This is a genomic window from Paractinoplanes lichenicola (genome assembly GCF_016785085.1).
GTDB classification, from domain to species: domain Bacteria; phylum Actinomycetota; class Actinomycetes; order Mycobacteriales; family Micromonosporaceae; genus Actinoplanes; species Actinoplanes lichenicola.
Genome location: NZ_JAENHO010000010.1, coordinates 208,333 through 224,782, shown reverse-complemented (window position 1 = coordinate 224,782; position 16,450 = coordinate 208,333). Strand labels below are relative to the sequence as shown.

Genomic DNA, 16,450 nt, shown 5'->3' with positions numbered 1-16,450 from the left:
GCGTTCCACTGAGGACGCGGCGGCCCGATCGGCCGGCGGGCCCTTCCGGCCGTCACGGAAGTGGTTTCTGATAATGGTGTGAAAGGTGGGGCGAACATTTCCGCCGAGAATGCATCGGACGAATTGCGAAGACGTCGAGGAAACGGGGGACATTTGCACCGGGGCGCGATGAAAATCGACTCGTGATCTGCCTTCGGTCTATTCCGGTCAAGCGTTTCGCCGCGGTGATCGTGCTCGCGCTGGTGCTGACCATGCTCTGGAATCCCTCCTCCGCGCGGGCGGCGGCGGGGCCGATCAACACCTCGGCGCAGGGCGCCCGGGTGAACATCGGGCTCCTCTCCCTGGCCTCGATCAACCTCGGGCTACCGACCCAGCAGAGCTGGACCACCGGAGGCAGCACCGCCACCAAGCAGGATGTCGGCGCCAACGTGCCCGGCGTCATCAACGTCGGCGCGATCACCGCCACGGCCCAGCCTGCTACCGGCGGCGGGCGGGCCCAGGCCGACGTGGCCGGCCTGGGCGTGCTGGGCTCGAACACCCTCAGCGCCGGAGCGATCTCCACTTTCTGCCAGATGACCTCGAGCGGGATCACCGGACGGACCGACATCGCCAACCTCAAGATCCTCGGGGCCACGGTCAACCCGGACGTCAACGTCGACCTGGGCAACCTGCTCCCGGGCATCGCCACCGGCTATATCGACCACCGCACCGCGGACTGGAACACCACCACCGGCCGGCTCGACTACACCCTGCGGGCGATCGATCTCAGTCTGCTCAAGGGCACCGTGGTGGCCAATGGGACCGTGGTCGTCGCCGAGTCGGTCTGCTCCGGCATCGTCAAACTGGGCTCGGTCGCGACCAGCCCGGTCAACCTTGTTCCGGGCAACACCGCGACGCCGTCGGTGTCCGTCCAGAACACCGGCGACATCGCCGCCCCGAACACCACGATCACCGTTCCGGCCCCGCCGGCCGGCTACACCGTGGGAACGCCCACCGTCACGGGCAGTAATGGAACCGGAACCTGCGCGGTCGCCTCGTCGGGTGCCGTGACATGCACGGGCGTGACTGTTCCCGGCGGTGGCTCGGTGACGGTCAACCTGCCCGTCACCCTCAGCGCGACAGCGACGAACGCCGCTGACTGGTCGCCCGCCGCCCGCACCATCACCGCGGTCAGCACGCCGGTCACCGGATCGTCGACCGTCATTCCCGCCTCCGGCTCGGGCTCCCTGGTCGCCGCTCAGCCCGCGGCCAGCACCGGTGGCTCGATCACCGTCGGCACCCCGTCCGTGCTGACGGCGGGCAAGACCGCCACGACCGCGATCACCGTGGCCAACCAGGGCCCGTCCAACGCCACCACGACGGTGACCGTCCCGATCGGCAACGCGCCCGCCGGTGTCACGGTCACCTCGGCCAAGGTCGGCTCGACCCCCTGCAGCGTCACCACCGCGGCGATCACCTGTTCCGGGGTCAGCGTCCCGGCCGGCAACTCGGCGACGATCACCGTCGCCACCGCCGCCACGCTGGCCGCGGTGCCGGGCACGGTCTGGACCCTGCAGGGCATGACGGCCAACCTCAACGGCACCCCGATCGGCGGCCAGGGCAAATTCCTCACGGTCGGCGACCCGGACGTCAACCTGACCGGCGGCGTCAGCATCACCCCGGCCAACGGCACCCCCGGCGGCGGCCCGGCCACGGCGACCGTACGGGTCGTCAACAGCGGCGGCACCGCGGCCAACCCGACCACCGTCACCCTCCCCGCCCCGCCCGCCGGCTACACGGTCGGCACCGTGACCACCAGCAACGGCACCGGCACCTGCACGACGACCAACGGCATCCGGTGCACCGGCGTGACCATCCCGTCCGGCAGCGCCAACGCGGTGACCCTCTCGATCCCCGTCACCCTGGCCGCCAACGTGACCGCCAACTGGGCCGCCGCGGCCGGCTCCGAGGTCAGCGCGGCCTTCACCGACGCGTCCGGCACGTCGACCGGCCTCGCGACCGGCACGATCATCAACGCCGTGCCCCGGTCGACCCTGGGCATCACGGCCACCGGCCCGGCCGACAACACGGTCAACCCCGGCCAGACCACCTCGATGGCGGTCAACGTCTACAACCAGGGCCCGTCCGACGCGCGGAACAAGGACTTCGTCGTGGTCGCCCCGGCGAACACCACGTTCGGCGCGCTGACCGCCCCGACCTCGAACCTGTGCACCAACCTGACCTCGACCACGCTGCAGTGCCGGATCAGCATGGGCGCCGGCGACCCGGCCGTGAGCCTCAGCCTGCCGCTGGTCGTCTCGGCCGCGGCCGCCCCGGCCACCCCGATCACCGGCGGCTGCGTCAGCCTCGACAACGACAGCGCCTGCGACGGCCCGACCGACAAGGCCCTGCCGGTGATCAACCTGCGGACGCCGCTGTCGTCCCGGCTGACGACCAGCACCGACGCCGCCACCATCACGCCCGGCACCAGCGGCACCGGCAAGCTGACCCTGACCTCGACCCAGGCCGAGACCGGGGTGACCGTCACCATCCCGACCACCGGCCTGCCCACCGGCTTCACCGTCGGCACGGCCACCGTCGCGGGTGGCACCGGCACCTGCGCCACCGCGAACGGAGCCATCACCTGCACCGGCGTCACCCTGACGGCCGGCCAGGCCAAGGACATCTCGATGCCGATCACCGTGGCCTCGAGCGTGACCCCGCCGCAGGCCTGGACCCCGTCCGGCATCGTCATCGCCACCGCCGACGAGCAGGTCACCCGCTCCGGCTCGCTGGCCGGCACCGGCACCGGCAACTACACCCTGACCGCGCCGACGCTGACCGTGCCCACCGACGGCTCGGTCGAGCCCGGCGGCGCCACCTCGATGCAGGTGGCGGTCAAGAACAACGGCCCGTCCGACGCCACCAACGCGACCTTCAGCGTGCGGGCCCCGGCCGGCACCACGTTCGGCGCCCTGAGCGCCCCGGCCACCCCCATGTGCACCCTGACCAGCAGCACCGTCGTCACCTGTACGACCACGCTGGCCGCGAGCGCCGTCACGCCCACGCTGACCCTGCCGCTGCAGGTGGGGGCCAACACCGACCCGGACAAGCCGGTCACCGGCGGCTGCGTCGACCTCGACGGCACTCCCGGGTGCGGGACGTCCGACACCGCGATCCCGTCGTTCCAGCTCAAGGTGCCGTTCTCGGTGCAGGCCACCGTCACGGCCGACCGCGCCGACGTCACCCCCGGCGCCACCGCGACCGCCACCGTGCACGTCGCCGCCCCGCACAACGACCTCTCCGGGGTCAAGGTCACGATCCCGCTGGCCGCGCTGCCGGCCGGCCTCACCGTGACCGGCCAGACGCCCGCCGGGTGCACCCGCAACGCCACCGCGGTGACCTGCGCCGGTCTCGCCATCACCAAGGGCACCACGGCGGACATCGGGCTCACCGTGGCCGCGACGTCGTCGTCGACGGCCGGCACCGGCTGGACCGCGAGCGGCATCAAGGTCGAGTCGGGCCCGGACTCGATCACCTCGAACCAGGAGCTGGCCCGGGTCGGCGCGGCCCGGCCGGTGCTCGACGCGGCGATCACGCTGCCGTCCGGCACCCTGCTGCCCGGCGGCACCGGCAACCTGGACGTCGCGGTGACCAACACCGGCCCCTCGGACGCCAAGGGGGCCCCGGTCGTGGTGACCGCCCCGCTCGGCGCCACGTTCAGCCCGCTCAACGGGGCCACCGCCGCGGCCTGCACCCTGAGCCCGGACTCGCGCACCGCCACCTGCTCGGTCGACCTGGCCGCGGGCGCCCCGGCGGTGGGTCTCAGCTTCCCGCTGCGCGTCGACGCCACGGCCGCCCCGGGCTCGTCGCTGACCGGCGGCTGCGTCGACCTCGACGGCCAGCCCGGCTGCTCGGCCACCGCCGACAAGGCGATCGCGAGCATCACCGTCGGCACGCCGCTGCAGCGCCGCCTCACCGTCACCACCACCCCGGCCGCCCTGACGCCCGGCCTGAACGACACCGCGCTGCTCACCATCAAGTCGACGGCGACGGAGAACGGGCTGACCGTCACCATCCCGACCACCAACCTGCCCGCCGGCGTCACCGCGAGCTCGGCGACTGTGCCCGGCGGCACGTGCACGGTCAACACCTCCGCGATCGTCTGCTCGCCGGTGAACCTGCCGACCGCGGGGCAGACCGTGAGCGTCACCCTGAACACCGCGTCGCTGCCCTCGACGGTGCCCGCCACCTGGACCGCGGCCGGCATCACGGTGGCCAAGGGCTCGGACACGGCGACCGCCAGCGGCGACCTGGCCGTGGTCAGCCAGCCACAGACGAACGTCACCGCCGCCGTCACCGTCCCGCCCGACGGCACGGTCAGCGCCGGCGGCAACGCCGACATCACGGTCAAGGTGTCCAACGGCGGCCCGTCGAATGCCACGCCCGCCACGTTCACCGTCAAGGCGCCCACCGGCACGACGTTCGCCGCGCTGCCGCCGAACACGGCCAGCCTCTGCACCGTCGGCCCGGCCACCGTGGCCACCTGCACGGTCAACCTGGCCGCCAACGCCGACACCGGCAACCTGATCTTCCCGGTCGCCGTGCCGGCCACCGCCGACCCGTTCGCCACGCTGAGCGGCGGCTGCGTCGACCTCGACGGCGCGGCGGCGTGCAGCCCGAGCGACCAGGTGATCCCGGCGATCACGCTGAAGGTGCCGTTCGACCGCCGGGCCGCCCTCAGCGCCACGCCGGCCACCGTCACCCCGGGCGACAACGGGACCGTGAAGGTGCGGGCGGCCGCGCTCAACACGGGCGACGATCTGACCAACGTGACCCTGACCGTGCCGCTGGCCGGTCTGCCCGCCGGCATGACCGTGGGCACGCCGTCCCCGGGCAGCTGCGCCAAGAGCGGCGCCAACCCCGACACCGTGGTGTGCTCCAACGTGACCATCACCGGCGGGAGCACCTTCGAGGTCAGCCTGCCCGTCAGCGCGGCCGCCTCGATGCCCGCGGCGACGACCTGGACCGCCACCGGCATCCGGCTGGCCTCGGGCGCCGACAGCATCACCGCGAACCGGGCGCTCGCCACCACCGGCGCCGGCTCGTTCGCCCTGAACCCGACCGTGACGATGCCGAGCGGGTCGATCGAGCCCGGCGGCACGGCGTCGATCGGCATCTCGCTGGCCAACCCCGGCCCGTCCAACGCGACCGGCGCCAAGATCGCCTACATCGCGCCCGACGGCACCACCTTCGGCACGCCGACCGGCCCCCTCGCCGCGGGCTGCACCCTGGTCAGCCCGACCCGGATCAGCTGTGACACCAGCCTGGCCGGCGGTGCCACCGACACCCTGACGCTGCCGATCGTCGTCGACCCCGGCGCCGACCCGACGAAGCCGATCAGCGGCGGGTGCGTGGACGGCAACGCCGACGGCTACTGCACCTCCGACCCGGCGGACAAGGCGTTCGGCACGTTCGCGCTGACCGTCCCGTTCACCCAGCGGGTCACGGTGACGACGACGCCGGCCACCGTCTCGCCCGGCGCGGCCAGCGGCACCGCCAACGTCGTGGTCGGCAACCTGGGCAACACCGCGCTGAACGGTCTCACCGTGACCGTGCCGCTGCCCGCGGCCGGCACCGGCGTGACCCTGACCCCGACCGGCGGTTGCGCGGTCGTCAGCACGAACATCGTCTGCTCGAACGTGTCGGTGGGGGCCAACGGCACCACCACGCTGCCGATCACCGTCGACGTGGCGCCCGGCACGCCGGCGACCACGACCTACGCGGCCACCCTGTCGGTCACCGACGGCACCGCCCCCAACACCGTCTCCGCACGCCGCGTGCTGGCCAGCGCCGGCACCCCGGCCTACAACCTGTCGGCCCAGCTGACCGGCCCGGCCGCCGACACGGTGCTGCCCGGAACCACGGCGCAGTTCACCGCGGTGATCAGCAACAGTGGCAGCCCCGCGTCGCTGACCGCGCCGGTGACGATCACCGCGCCGACCGGCACCACGTTCGGCCCGCTGACCGGCGCGGCCGCCACCGCCTGCACAGTCGTCAACCCGACGACCCTCTCGTGCGGCGTCGACGTCTCGGTCACCCCGGCCTCGTCGCTGGCCGTCGCCTGGACGCTGCCGGTCAACGTCCCGGCCGGCACGACGGCCGCGAGCATCACGGGCGGGTGCATCGACCTCAACGACGACGGCACCTGCGCCACCGCGGAGCGGCTGCCCGCGATCGCGATGCGCAAGGCGCTGTCGGCGGTGCTGACCCTGGGCGGCACCCCGCCGACGATCACGCCCGGCGCCACCGGCACCGCGACGATGACGCTGGCCGCGGCCGAGACCCGTACGGGCCTGGTGGTGGGTCTTGACCCGGTCGGCCTGCCCGCCGGCACCACCGTGACCAGCGCCGTCCTCGGCACCACCGACTGCCAGGTCACCGCGAGCGCGGTCACCTGCCCGGCCACCACGCTCGCCGCGGGCGCGACGACCCAGCTCAAGGTCGGCCTGTCGACCGGACCGTCGTCGCCCAGCTCGACGGGTGCCGGCTGGTCGCAGGCGCTCACCGTGACGCAGGGCGCCGAGACCCTGACGCTGCACCCGGTCGTCGCCAAGATCGGCGCCGCGGTCAGCTCGCTCACCGTCGCCCTGGTCGTGCCCGACGCGGGCACCCTCAAGCCCGGCACCACCGGCGAGCTCGACGTGACCTTGACCAACCCGGGCCCGTCGGCCAACCCGAGCGCCCGGGCCGACTTCACGGCGCCGACCGGCACCACGTTCGCCCCGTTGACCGGCGTGGCGGCCACACTGTGCACGGTGGACTCGCCGACAGTAGTCTCCTGCGGCGCCAGCCTGGGCGTGGAGTCCAAGAGCTTCACTCTCGGCATCAATGTGCCGGCCAACGCGGACACCGACAACCCGCTGACCGGCGGCTGCGTCGACGTCAACCGGGACGGCAACTGCACGAGCCCCGGCGATCGCACCATCCCGGACATCACGCTGGCCAAGCCGTTCGCCAAGCAGGCGCAGCTCGGCATCGACCCGCTGACCGTCGTGCCGGGCACCCCGGGCACGGCCCACCTGACCGTCGCCCCCGACCGGTCGCTGACCGGGATGAGCGCGACCGTTCCGCTCACCACCCTGCCGCAGGGCCTCTCGATCGTCTCGGTGACCGGGCCGGCCGGGTCGGCGGCCACCTGCACCTGGGTCGGCGCGATCACCTGCACCGGCGTCGACGCGACGACCGGCACGACCAACCTGATCAACATCACGGTCCGGGCCGCCGCCTCGATGGCCGCCGGCACGGTCTGGTCGCCCAACCCGGTCACGCTGACCAGCGCGGGCGGGGAGACCGCCCAGGTGACCGGCACCCTCGTCCGGACGGGGGCGCCGGCCACCGGCCTGACGTTCGGCCTGACCGCGCCGACCGAGCCGGTCGCCCCGGGCTCCACGGCCACCATCACCGCCACCGCCGCCAACAGCGGCCCGTCCGACGCCACCGGCCTGGTCGCGCGGCTCCTGGCGCCGACCGGCACCATCTTCGGGCCGCTGACCGGCCGGGCCGCGACCGACTGCACGCCGGTCGGCACCACCCAGCTCGACTGCCGCACCGACCTGCCAGTGGGCGCGGCCGCGGCACAGTGGACGGTGCCGGTGCGCATCCCGGCCAACGCCAGCCCGAACGTCACGATCAGCGGCGGCTGCATCGACCTCAACCGGGACGGCGCCTGCGCCGCCGCGCCGGCCGACTACCCGCTGCCCGCCATCGCGGTGCGGGCGACCCTGGCCCAGGCGGTCAGCGTCGCGGCGACCAGCCCGGCGATCGTGCCCGGCCGGCACGGCACGGTGGGCATCACCCTGACCGCGACCCGCGCCGCGTCCGACGTGACAGTGACGATCCCGACCAGCGGGCTGCCGGCCGGCGTGACGGTCGCGCAGGCGCAGTCGACCAGCGGCACGTGCTCGGGCGTGGTCGCGGGCGCGATCACCTGCACCGGTGTCGCCGTGACGTCCGGCGGCAGCACCACGATCACGCTCGGGGCCGACGTCGCGGCGGCCGCCACGCCCAGCCAGCCGGCCTGGACGCCCACGCTGACCCTGGTCGAGGCGGGCGTGACCGCGACCAAGGCGGTCAGCTCGGCGCTGGTCGGGGCGGCCGACGCCAAGCCGGTCGTGTCGTTCACCGTGCCGGCCGCGCAGTCGCTCAAGCCCGGTGACTCCGGCGCGATCCAGGTGACCGTGGCCAACCAGGGCACCTCGGTGGCCAAGGACGTGCACTACATGTTCCGCGCGCCGACCGGCACGACCTTCCAGCCGCCGACCGGCACCACCGCGAGCCTGTGCTCGCGCAACGTGGCCGGCACGGTCGTCGACTGCACGGTCACCGTCGGTGGCAGCGCGAAGGTGCTGTTCCCGCTGGCGGTGCAGGTGTCGGCGACCGCGGACCCGGCCAGCCCGGTCTCGGGTGGCTGCGCCGACGTCAACCTCGACAACAGCTGCGGCGGGTCGGACGTCGTGATCCCGGCGATCCAGCTCGGCCAGCCGGCCGGTCAGCTCGTCATCTCCGGCACGCCGGGCACGGTCACGCCGGGCAGCACGGCGACGGGCCAGGTGCGGGTCACCTCGGCCGGCGCCATCACCGGGGCCACGGTCGTGGTGCCGCTGAGCACCCTGCCGACCGGCTTCACGGTCACCGGGGCGACCGGGCCGGGCAACGCGTTCTGCACGGTCGGCACGACCGAGATCCGGTGCACGGGCGTCGCCCTCGGCGCGGGCACCACGACCGCCGTCACGATCACCACCCGCGTCGCGGCGACCGTCGCGCCGGGCGTGGCCTGGCAGGCGACCGGCATCACGGTGACGGCCGGGTCGGACACGGCCACCGGGGCCGCCGCCATCGCCACCAGCGGCGCCCGCGTCGCGGCGGTGACCTTCAAGACGACCAACGGCAGCGCCACGGTCAAGCCGGGCGACTCGACCTCGATGACGGTCGTGGCCACCAACGCCGGGCCGTCGAACGCGGTCCGCAAGACGGTCACCGTGACGGCGCCCGCCAACACTACGTTCGGCCCGCTCACCGGCACCGCGGCCCAGGACTGCGTGATCTCCGGCACCACCGCGACCTGCACGTACGACCTGGACGCCAACCAGTCCAAAACGTACACGGTGCCGCTGGTCGTCTCGAGCTCGGTCAAGAACGGCGACACGCTCACCGGCGCCTGCACGACCGCCGACGGCGCCAAGGCCTGCGGGCCCGACCTGACCGTCTCGGTCGACAACACGCCGGCCAACCCGTCGATCAGCAAGACGGGCACGCTCTCGCTCGACAGCTCGGTCGTCGCGGCCGGCGCCTCCGGCAACGCGATCGTCCGGTTCTCGGCGACCTCCGCGCACACCGGCCTGACGCTCACCGTGCCGCTGGGCGGGTTGCCCGACGGGTTCAGCGTCAAGTCGGCCGCGGTCGACGGGGCCACCTGTACGGTCGGCGAGTCCGCGATCACCTGCACCGGGGTCGACCTGGCAGCCGGGCAGCCCAAGACGCTGGCGATCGGCGTCGACGTGGCGGCGAACGCGGCGGCCACCGCGGCCTGGACGGCCACCGGCATCACGCTGGCCGACCCCAAGGACGCCGACGACAAGCTGACCGCGAGCGGGTTGCTGGTCAGCGCCTCCCGCAAGTCGTATTCGGTCTCGGTGACGTTCGGCAGCCCGTCCAACACCGCGCCGCTGCCGGGCCAGACCACCACCCTGCCGATCACGTTCACCAACGCCGGGCCGGACGATGCGGCCGAATACTCGACGACGATCGTGCTGCCCCCCAACGCCACCGCGGGCACCCTGCCGGCGGGCTGTGTGGCCGGGCCGGCCGCCCGGACGATCGTCTGCACGGTCACGCTGAAGGCCGGCGAGTCCCGGCTGATCCAGGTGCCGGTGGTCATCGGCAGCGACCTCAAGGGCGGCGAGACGCTCACCGGTGGCTGCATCGACGGGGTGCTCGGCACCGACCCGACGCCCGACGGCCAGTGCGGCGGCGACGCCGACGTGGCGATCCCCGAAGTCACCCTGGGCCGCTATAAGGTCAACCTGGCCGTCACGTACAACGAGCCGGCCGTGACCGTGGGCCCGAACGCCACCGGCGTCGTGGTGAAGATCCCGTACACCAACGAGGGCACCGACACCGCCGACAACGTCTCGTTCACGGTGGTGCCGCCGGCCGGGGTCGTCGTGCGCGCGGCGTCGATCCTGCTCGACAACTCCGTGGTCAGCGAGGGCGTCGTGCTGGCGGCGGCGGCCGAGGCCCAGACGGTCGCGGCCACCTGTGAGCCGGTCGGCGGCTCGGCGGCGTCGAACGCGGTGACCTGCAGCGCCCCGGACGCGGCGGGCCTCTACGGCAGCCAGCTGTGGCTGACCATCGACGGGTCGAACACCAAGAAGTCCGGCACCCAGGCGATGAAGGTGACGATCAGCACCACCAGCGCCGACGGCAACTCCACCGACAACACCGTCTCGGTCATGCTCAAGCTGACCGCCAAGGCGGCGAGCGGCGGCACCGGCGACGACAACGGCACCGACGACGACAACGGCACCGGCGACGGCAACGGCGGCAAGAAGCCGGGCGGGAAGCTGCCCACCACGGGCGCCCAGATCGCCGGGACGGCCCTGGTCTCGCTCATGCTGATCGTCGCCGGCGCCACCCTGATGCTCGCGATGCGGGAGAACCGGCCCGCGGGCGCCGGGACGGTCCGGATCCCCGTACGGGTCCCGGCGCACACGCCGCGGCACGAGCGGCCCAGCCTGATCCGCCGGTGGCGGCGCCGCGACCCGCTCGAATAGCGAGGGCCAGGCGAATGGCCGTACCCGTCAGCTCGGGTACGGCCATTCGTGCGCGGGCAGGTTCTCGTGCATCAGGGGCAGGTAGCGCCGCAGCATCTCGTGCAGGGAAGCCTGCCGGTCCAGCCCCTCGGCCTCCAGCGCGTGCAGGGTCTGCACCTGCCAGGCGGCGCCGTTGCGGTGGGTCAGGCAACGCTGCTCGATGATGCCGAGCAGCCGGTCGCGCTCACCCTGCGAGACACCCCACCGCTCGAGCCCCTGATGAGCCATCGGCAGCAGCCGCCGCAGCACGAGCTCGGTGACCTGGATGAAGCCCAGGCCGGGCCAGAACACCGTGGCGTCGATGCCGTGCCGGGCGCCGGCGTGGAAATTCTCCTCGGCCGCGCTGAAGCTCATCTGCGTCCACAGCGGACGTTCCGCCTCGGCCAGCGTACGGATCAGGCCGTAGTAGAACGCCGCGTTGGCCATGGTGTCCACAACGGTCGGCCCGGCCGGCAGCACCCTGTTCTCGACGCGCAGATGCGGGCGGCCTTTGACGACGTCGTAGATGGGCCGGTTCCAGCGATACACCGTGCCGTTGTGCAGGCGCAGCTCGCTCAGCTGGGGGATCTCGCCCCGCTCGAGCATCTCGGCCGGGTCGGCCTCGTCGCAGATCGGCAGCAGGGCCGGGAAATAGCGGACGTTCTCCTCGAACAGGTCGAAGACGCTCGTGATCCAGCGTTCCCCGAACCATACCCGAGGCCGTACGCCCTGGGCCCGGATCTCCTCCGAGCGGGTGTCGGTGGCCTGCTCGAACAGCGGGATCCGGGTCTCGCGCCACAGCTCCCGGCCGAACAGCAGCGGCGAGTTCGCGCCGAGGGCGACCTGGATGCCCGCGATCACCTGGGCCGCGTTCCAGTAGGCGGCGAACTGGGCCGGGCTGACCTGCAGGTGGAACTGGGTGCTGGTGCAGGCCGACTCGGGCGCGATCGTGTCGGTCGTGACGGCCAGCCGGTCCACGCCGTCGATCCGGATGTCGAGATCCTCGCCCCGGGCCGCGAAGATCTGCTCGTTGAGCAGCTTGTAGCGCGGGTTGGCCGAGAGCGCCTCGTCGGTCATGTGCTCGCGCCGCAGCGTGGGCAGGATGCCGATCATGACCGTGTGCGCGCCGACCGTACGGGAATGCTTCTCGGCGTTGTTGAGACTGGCTCGCAGGGAGCGCTCGAGGTCGGCGTTCTCGTCACCGGCGAGCCGGCGCGGGGGCACGTTGATCTCGATGTTGAACTGGCCCAGCTCGGTCTGGAAGTCGGGGTCGGCGATCGCGCCCAGCACCTCCGCGTTGCGCATCGCCGGGTCGCAGTTCTCGTCGACCAGGTTGAGCTCGATCTCCATGCCGGTCAGCGGCCGCTCGAAATCGAACCGCGACTCGCGCAGCATCGCCGCGAACACGTCCAGGCTCCGGCGGATCTTGTGCCGATACCTGGCGCGGTCCTCCCGGGTGAAGTTGGCCTGCTCGACGTCCTCGCCCACGGCACACCACCTCTCAGACTTCTCTCAAACTTCCACAGCTGCGGCGTGTCGCGCCAGACGGCACCAAAGCATGAGATCGCACGTGGTGTGTCTCTCAAGTCTGTCGATATAGGCCAGGGTGATGCCGGCGAACACGCTTGCAGCGGTACCCTGCCGTACCGGATTTCATCCGGATCGGCACCCTGGGGAGGGCAAGATCTTGAAGATGCGGCGCTTGCTGATCGGCGTCGTGGTGACTTCGGTCCTGTCCACGATCCTGACCGTCACGTGGATGGCGCTCGGTCCGCTGCGCTCGTCGACGCCGTCTCCGCAGGCCTCGGCCCAGGCCGCGCCGGCCATCGCCAGCGCGGCCCCCGGCGGCACCCGGCCGGAGTGGTCGACCGCGTGGGCCGCCGCGCCCTCGGCGGCGAACTTCCAGCGCCCGCTCGGTCACACGGTCCGCAACGTCGTGCACACCACGATCGGCGGCCCCCACGTGCGCATCCGGCTGAGCAACCGCTTCGGCGTCGCGCCGGTCCGCTTCGGCCACGTCACCATCGCGCTCTCGGCCCACTCGGGTGGCCGCCGCGACGGCACCAACAACCCCAGCGACGGTACGGCGGTGCAGGGCACGCTGCGGGACGTGACCTTCGGTGGCCGGGGTGAGGCGACCGTGCCGCCCGGCGGCGACATCCTGAGCGACTCGCTGGCCCTCGACATCCCGGCCGACACCGACCTGCTGGTCTCGGTCTGGACCCCGGTCAAACCGGTCGCCTCGACCTATCACGCCGACGCCAAGCAGCTCTCCTTCGTCAGCCCCGACCCCCTCGACCGCGCCGGCGACCTGGCCGCCACGGCGTTCGCGCGGGGCGCCACGGCCTGGTTCTACGTCACCGCGGTCGAGGTGACCGGCGCGCCCGGCACGATCGTGGCCCTGGGCGACTCGATCACCGACGGCGCCAAGTCCACGGCCGGGCTCAACCATCGCTGGCCCGACCTGCTGGCCGCCCGGCTCGCCGCGAACGGTGGCCCCGGCTACGGCGTGGCCAACGCGGGTCTCGCCGGCAACCGGATCCTGCTCGACGCGCAATACCCGAAATACCGGATCAACTCGGTGGCCGGCCGGTCGGCGCAGGCCCGGTTCGCCGAGGACGTGCTCGAACGCTCCGGGGCCCGCACCCTGGTCGTCTTCGCGGGCATCAACGACATCATGCAGGCGCCCCGGCAGACCGACGCCGCCCAGCTCACCGGCGGGCTGACCCACCTGGCGACCCGGGCCCGGGCCCAGGGCCTGCGCGTGGTCGTCTGCACGATCACCCCGTGGAAGGGCTACCCGTCCTACACCCCGGCGCTCGATCAGGTGCGGCTGCGGGTCAACACGTGGATCCGCAACGGCGGCGACGGCACCTTCGACGCGGTGGCCGACTTCGACCAGGCGCTGCGCGACCAGGCCGACCCGCTGCGGCTCAACCCGCAGTTCGACGGTGGCGACCACCTGCACCCGAACGACGCCGGCATGCTGGCCCTGGCCAACGCGGTGCCGCTCGACAAGCTCTAGCGCATCGCCAATCCCGCCAGCGCCACCACGATGGCCAGGCCGAGAGTGGCCTGGAGGAGCAGCGCCGGGCCGAGGTGCGACCACATCGTCGGGATGCGCGGGGTGAGCGGCTGCATGGTCGTCAGGTTGACCAGGCTGACCAGCCGCACCGGCAGCGTCACATCCTTCTGCGCGACCGTCCTGAGCTGCACGAGGTCGCCGCGGTGCAGGGCCGACTGGGGTAACTGCCCGTGCATCTCGACCTCGTAGGTCTGGCCCAGGTCGTCGCGCACCCGCACCGGCGTCACGAGGAACTCGGGGCCCTTCTTGAGCTCCTTGAAGCTGCGGCGGCCCGGCTTCATCCGCAGCATCGCGGCAATCAGCTGAAGCACGCCGGCGGCCAGGAAAACGGCCATGACCAGCGGTTGCCCGATGCGGACCTCGCGCGTGTACGAGGTCTGGAAGCCGGCGAACCGCCCGGTGATGACGGGTCCGACGTGCCGGAGGATCTGCTCGCGGTGCAGGTCGACGTCATCCATGCGAATCACCTCCATGAGGGGTTCTCACATCGTACGGAGAGTCATCGCCTACGCACCGTGAGTGAATATGTGAGAACGGTAAGCGGGCGGCCGGCCTGCGGAGACACGATTGCCGTTTCTTCGCCCCCTGCACACGCTCCCCGGTCCGAGGGCCTCTGTTAACCCCAGATTCACCCGTACGCACGGGGCAGGGGTCGCCGCATGGTGCTCGTCAGCCACCCCTGTCGCCGAAATGCTGAAAAGCGCGCGAATTGGTACCAATCGGCGGTGAACTTGATCCGTGGTCCGTGAGGCGCTGGTCTCGCGGCGGAATGAGGGGGCGGCTGACGTGGCACCGAGCAAGGCGTTCGTGGACCCGGACAGTGTGCTGGCGCGAACCGCCCGGGAGATGCTCTTGGCGCACGCGGGGGGCCGGGGGCCCAAGGAGGGCATGACCACGTGCCCGGCGTGCGGGGAACCCCTGCCCTGTGCCGCCGGCATCGCCGCCGCCGAGGTCGTCGAGGCGGCCGGGCTGGCCGAGGAGTCCGGGCTGATCGCCGCGACCCGCCGGGGACTGGGGGAGCCGTACGGGGAACCGGGGTCGGGCTTCGACTTCAACGGCTCGGGGCTGGCCGCCGCCGCGGGCCTGAACCGCTCCCCGTCCGCTCCCGAGGTGCCGGTGTCGCCCACGGCCTTCGGTTCCGCCGACGCTCTTGGGCCCGCCGCCACGGCTTTTGGATCCGCCGATGCTCCCGCCACTGCTTTCGGGTCCGCCGACGCCACCGCTTTCGGGTCGGCCGACGGCGCTGCGACGGCTTTCGGGTCGGCCGACAGTGCCGCGACCGCTTTCGGGTCCGCTGATGGTGCCGGTACGGCTTTTGGGTCCGGCCTGGACGAGCCGGGCGCGACCTCTTCGCCGCGGCCGACCGAGTTCGGATCGCCCCTGGCTTTCGGGTCGCCGATGGAGATGCCGGAGCGTCGCCCCGGCCGCGAGGACGCGAGCCCGGCCGCCGGGCCCGGCTACCGGGACGCCCTGTCCGACGGTCCGGTGGGGCTGTCGTTCGGAACGCCGGGGCAGCAGCCCAGCGGCCTGGGGGAGGAGCCGGGCGGCCCGCGCCTGAACTTCAGCTTCAACGGCAGCGACCTGCCGGCCGACGAGCCCCACCTTTCCCGCGGTGCAGCCGCGCCGGGCCAGACCGCGGACGGACCGTCGGGGTTGAGCCCAGCCGGCCCTTCTGGGTTGAACCCAGCCGGACCTTCGGGGCCGAACGCAGCCGGACCTTCGGGGCTGAGCGCGTCCGGCCTGGACTCGAGCGGTGCGGACGGCTCGCGTCCCGGAATGAGCCTCGGCGGTGCTGACCTCTCCGGCTCCCGCCCCGAGCCGAACCTGGGTGCGGCCTCAGGCCAGCGCCCGGACCCGAACGGCAGCAGCTTCTCGAGCCAGCGTCCGGAGCCGAATCCGAGCGCCGCCGGGTTTCTAAGTCAGCGTCCGGAGCCGAATCCAGGCGATGCCGGGTTTTTGAGTCAGCGCCCGGATTCCGGCTCGGGCAGCACCGGGTTCTCGAGCCAACGACCGGACCCGAATTCGGGTGGTGCCGGGCTTTCGGGCCAACAACCGGATTCCGGCTCGGGCAGCACCGGGTTCTCGAGCCAGCGTCCAGACCCGAACTCGGGCGGTGCCGGGCTTTCGGAGCAACGGCCGGATCTCGGCTCGGGCAGCACCGGGTTTTCCGTCCAGCGCCCGGACCCGAACTCGGGCAGCACCGGGTTTTCGGGCCAGCGGCCGGATTCCGGCTCGGGCAGCACCGGGTTTTCCAGCCAGCGGCCGGAGCCGAACTCGGGTAGTGCCGGGGCTTCGGGCCAGCGCCCGGACCCGGCCCTGGGCGGGCCGGCCGCCGAGCCGTCGGGCCCGCGCGGAGAACTGAACGGTGCCGGGGGCCCTTCGAGCAAGCCCGTCAAGCCGCCCGCCCCGCCCCTGCCGCCGGACTGGCACCAGAACCGGCCCCTGGACGCGCCCAAGTTCACCCCCGCCCGCCCCGTGCCCCGCCCGAACGGGGCCAACGGCGTCAACGGGTTCAGCAGCGTCAACGGCGTCA

General features: G+C 72.8%; 5 protein-coding genes. 2 read left to right on the top strand and 3 right to left on the bottom strand.

What is annotated here, in order from left to right; all coding sequences use genetic code 11:
* Nucleotides 1-182 precede the first annotated feature (182 nt).
* A complete protein-coding gene (locus JKJ07_RS32805) occupies nt 183-10,814 on the top strand; it encodes a beta strand repeat-containing protein (protein WP_202995751.1) in 10,632 nt (3,543 codons plus the stop codon).
* A gap of 27 nt (nt 10,815-10,841) precedes the next feature.
* On the opposite strand, the gene JKJ07_RS32800 is transcribed toward JKJ07_RS32805, so the two are convergent.
* Entirely contained in the window at nt 10,842-12,320 is a 1,479-nt protein-coding gene (locus tag JKJ07_RS32800; RefSeq protein ID WP_202995750.1) for a glutamate-cysteine ligase family protein, read from the bottom strand.
* 205 nt (nt 12,321-12,525) lie between these two features.
* Between JKJ07_RS32800 and JKJ07_RS32795 the strand changes: the two genes are divergently transcribed.
* On the top strand, nt 12,526-13,857 hold the full coding sequence (locus JKJ07_RS32795; RefSeq protein ID WP_202995749.1) for an SGNH/GDSL hydrolase family protein: 1,332 nt from the start codon (nt 12,526-12,528) through the stop codon (nt 13,855-13,857).
* On the opposite strand, the gene JKJ07_RS32790 is transcribed toward JKJ07_RS32795, so the two are convergent.
* Nucleotides 13,854-14,375 carry a hypothetical protein gene (locus JKJ07_RS32790; protein WP_202995748.1) on the bottom strand — a complete coding sequence of 174 codons (522 nt, stop codon included), beginning with the start codon at nt 14,373-14,375 and terminating at the stop codon, nt 13,854-13,856. The genes JKJ07_RS32795 and JKJ07_RS32790 overlap by 4 nt on opposite strands.
* A 1,503-nt stretch (nt 14,376-15,878) precedes the next feature.
* On the bottom strand, nt 15,879-16,160 hold the full coding sequence (locus JKJ07_RS32785; protein ID WP_202995747.1) for a hypothetical protein: 282 nt from the start codon (nt 16,158-16,160) through the stop codon (nt 15,879-15,881).
* Nucleotides 16,161-16,450 lie beyond the last annotated feature (290 nt).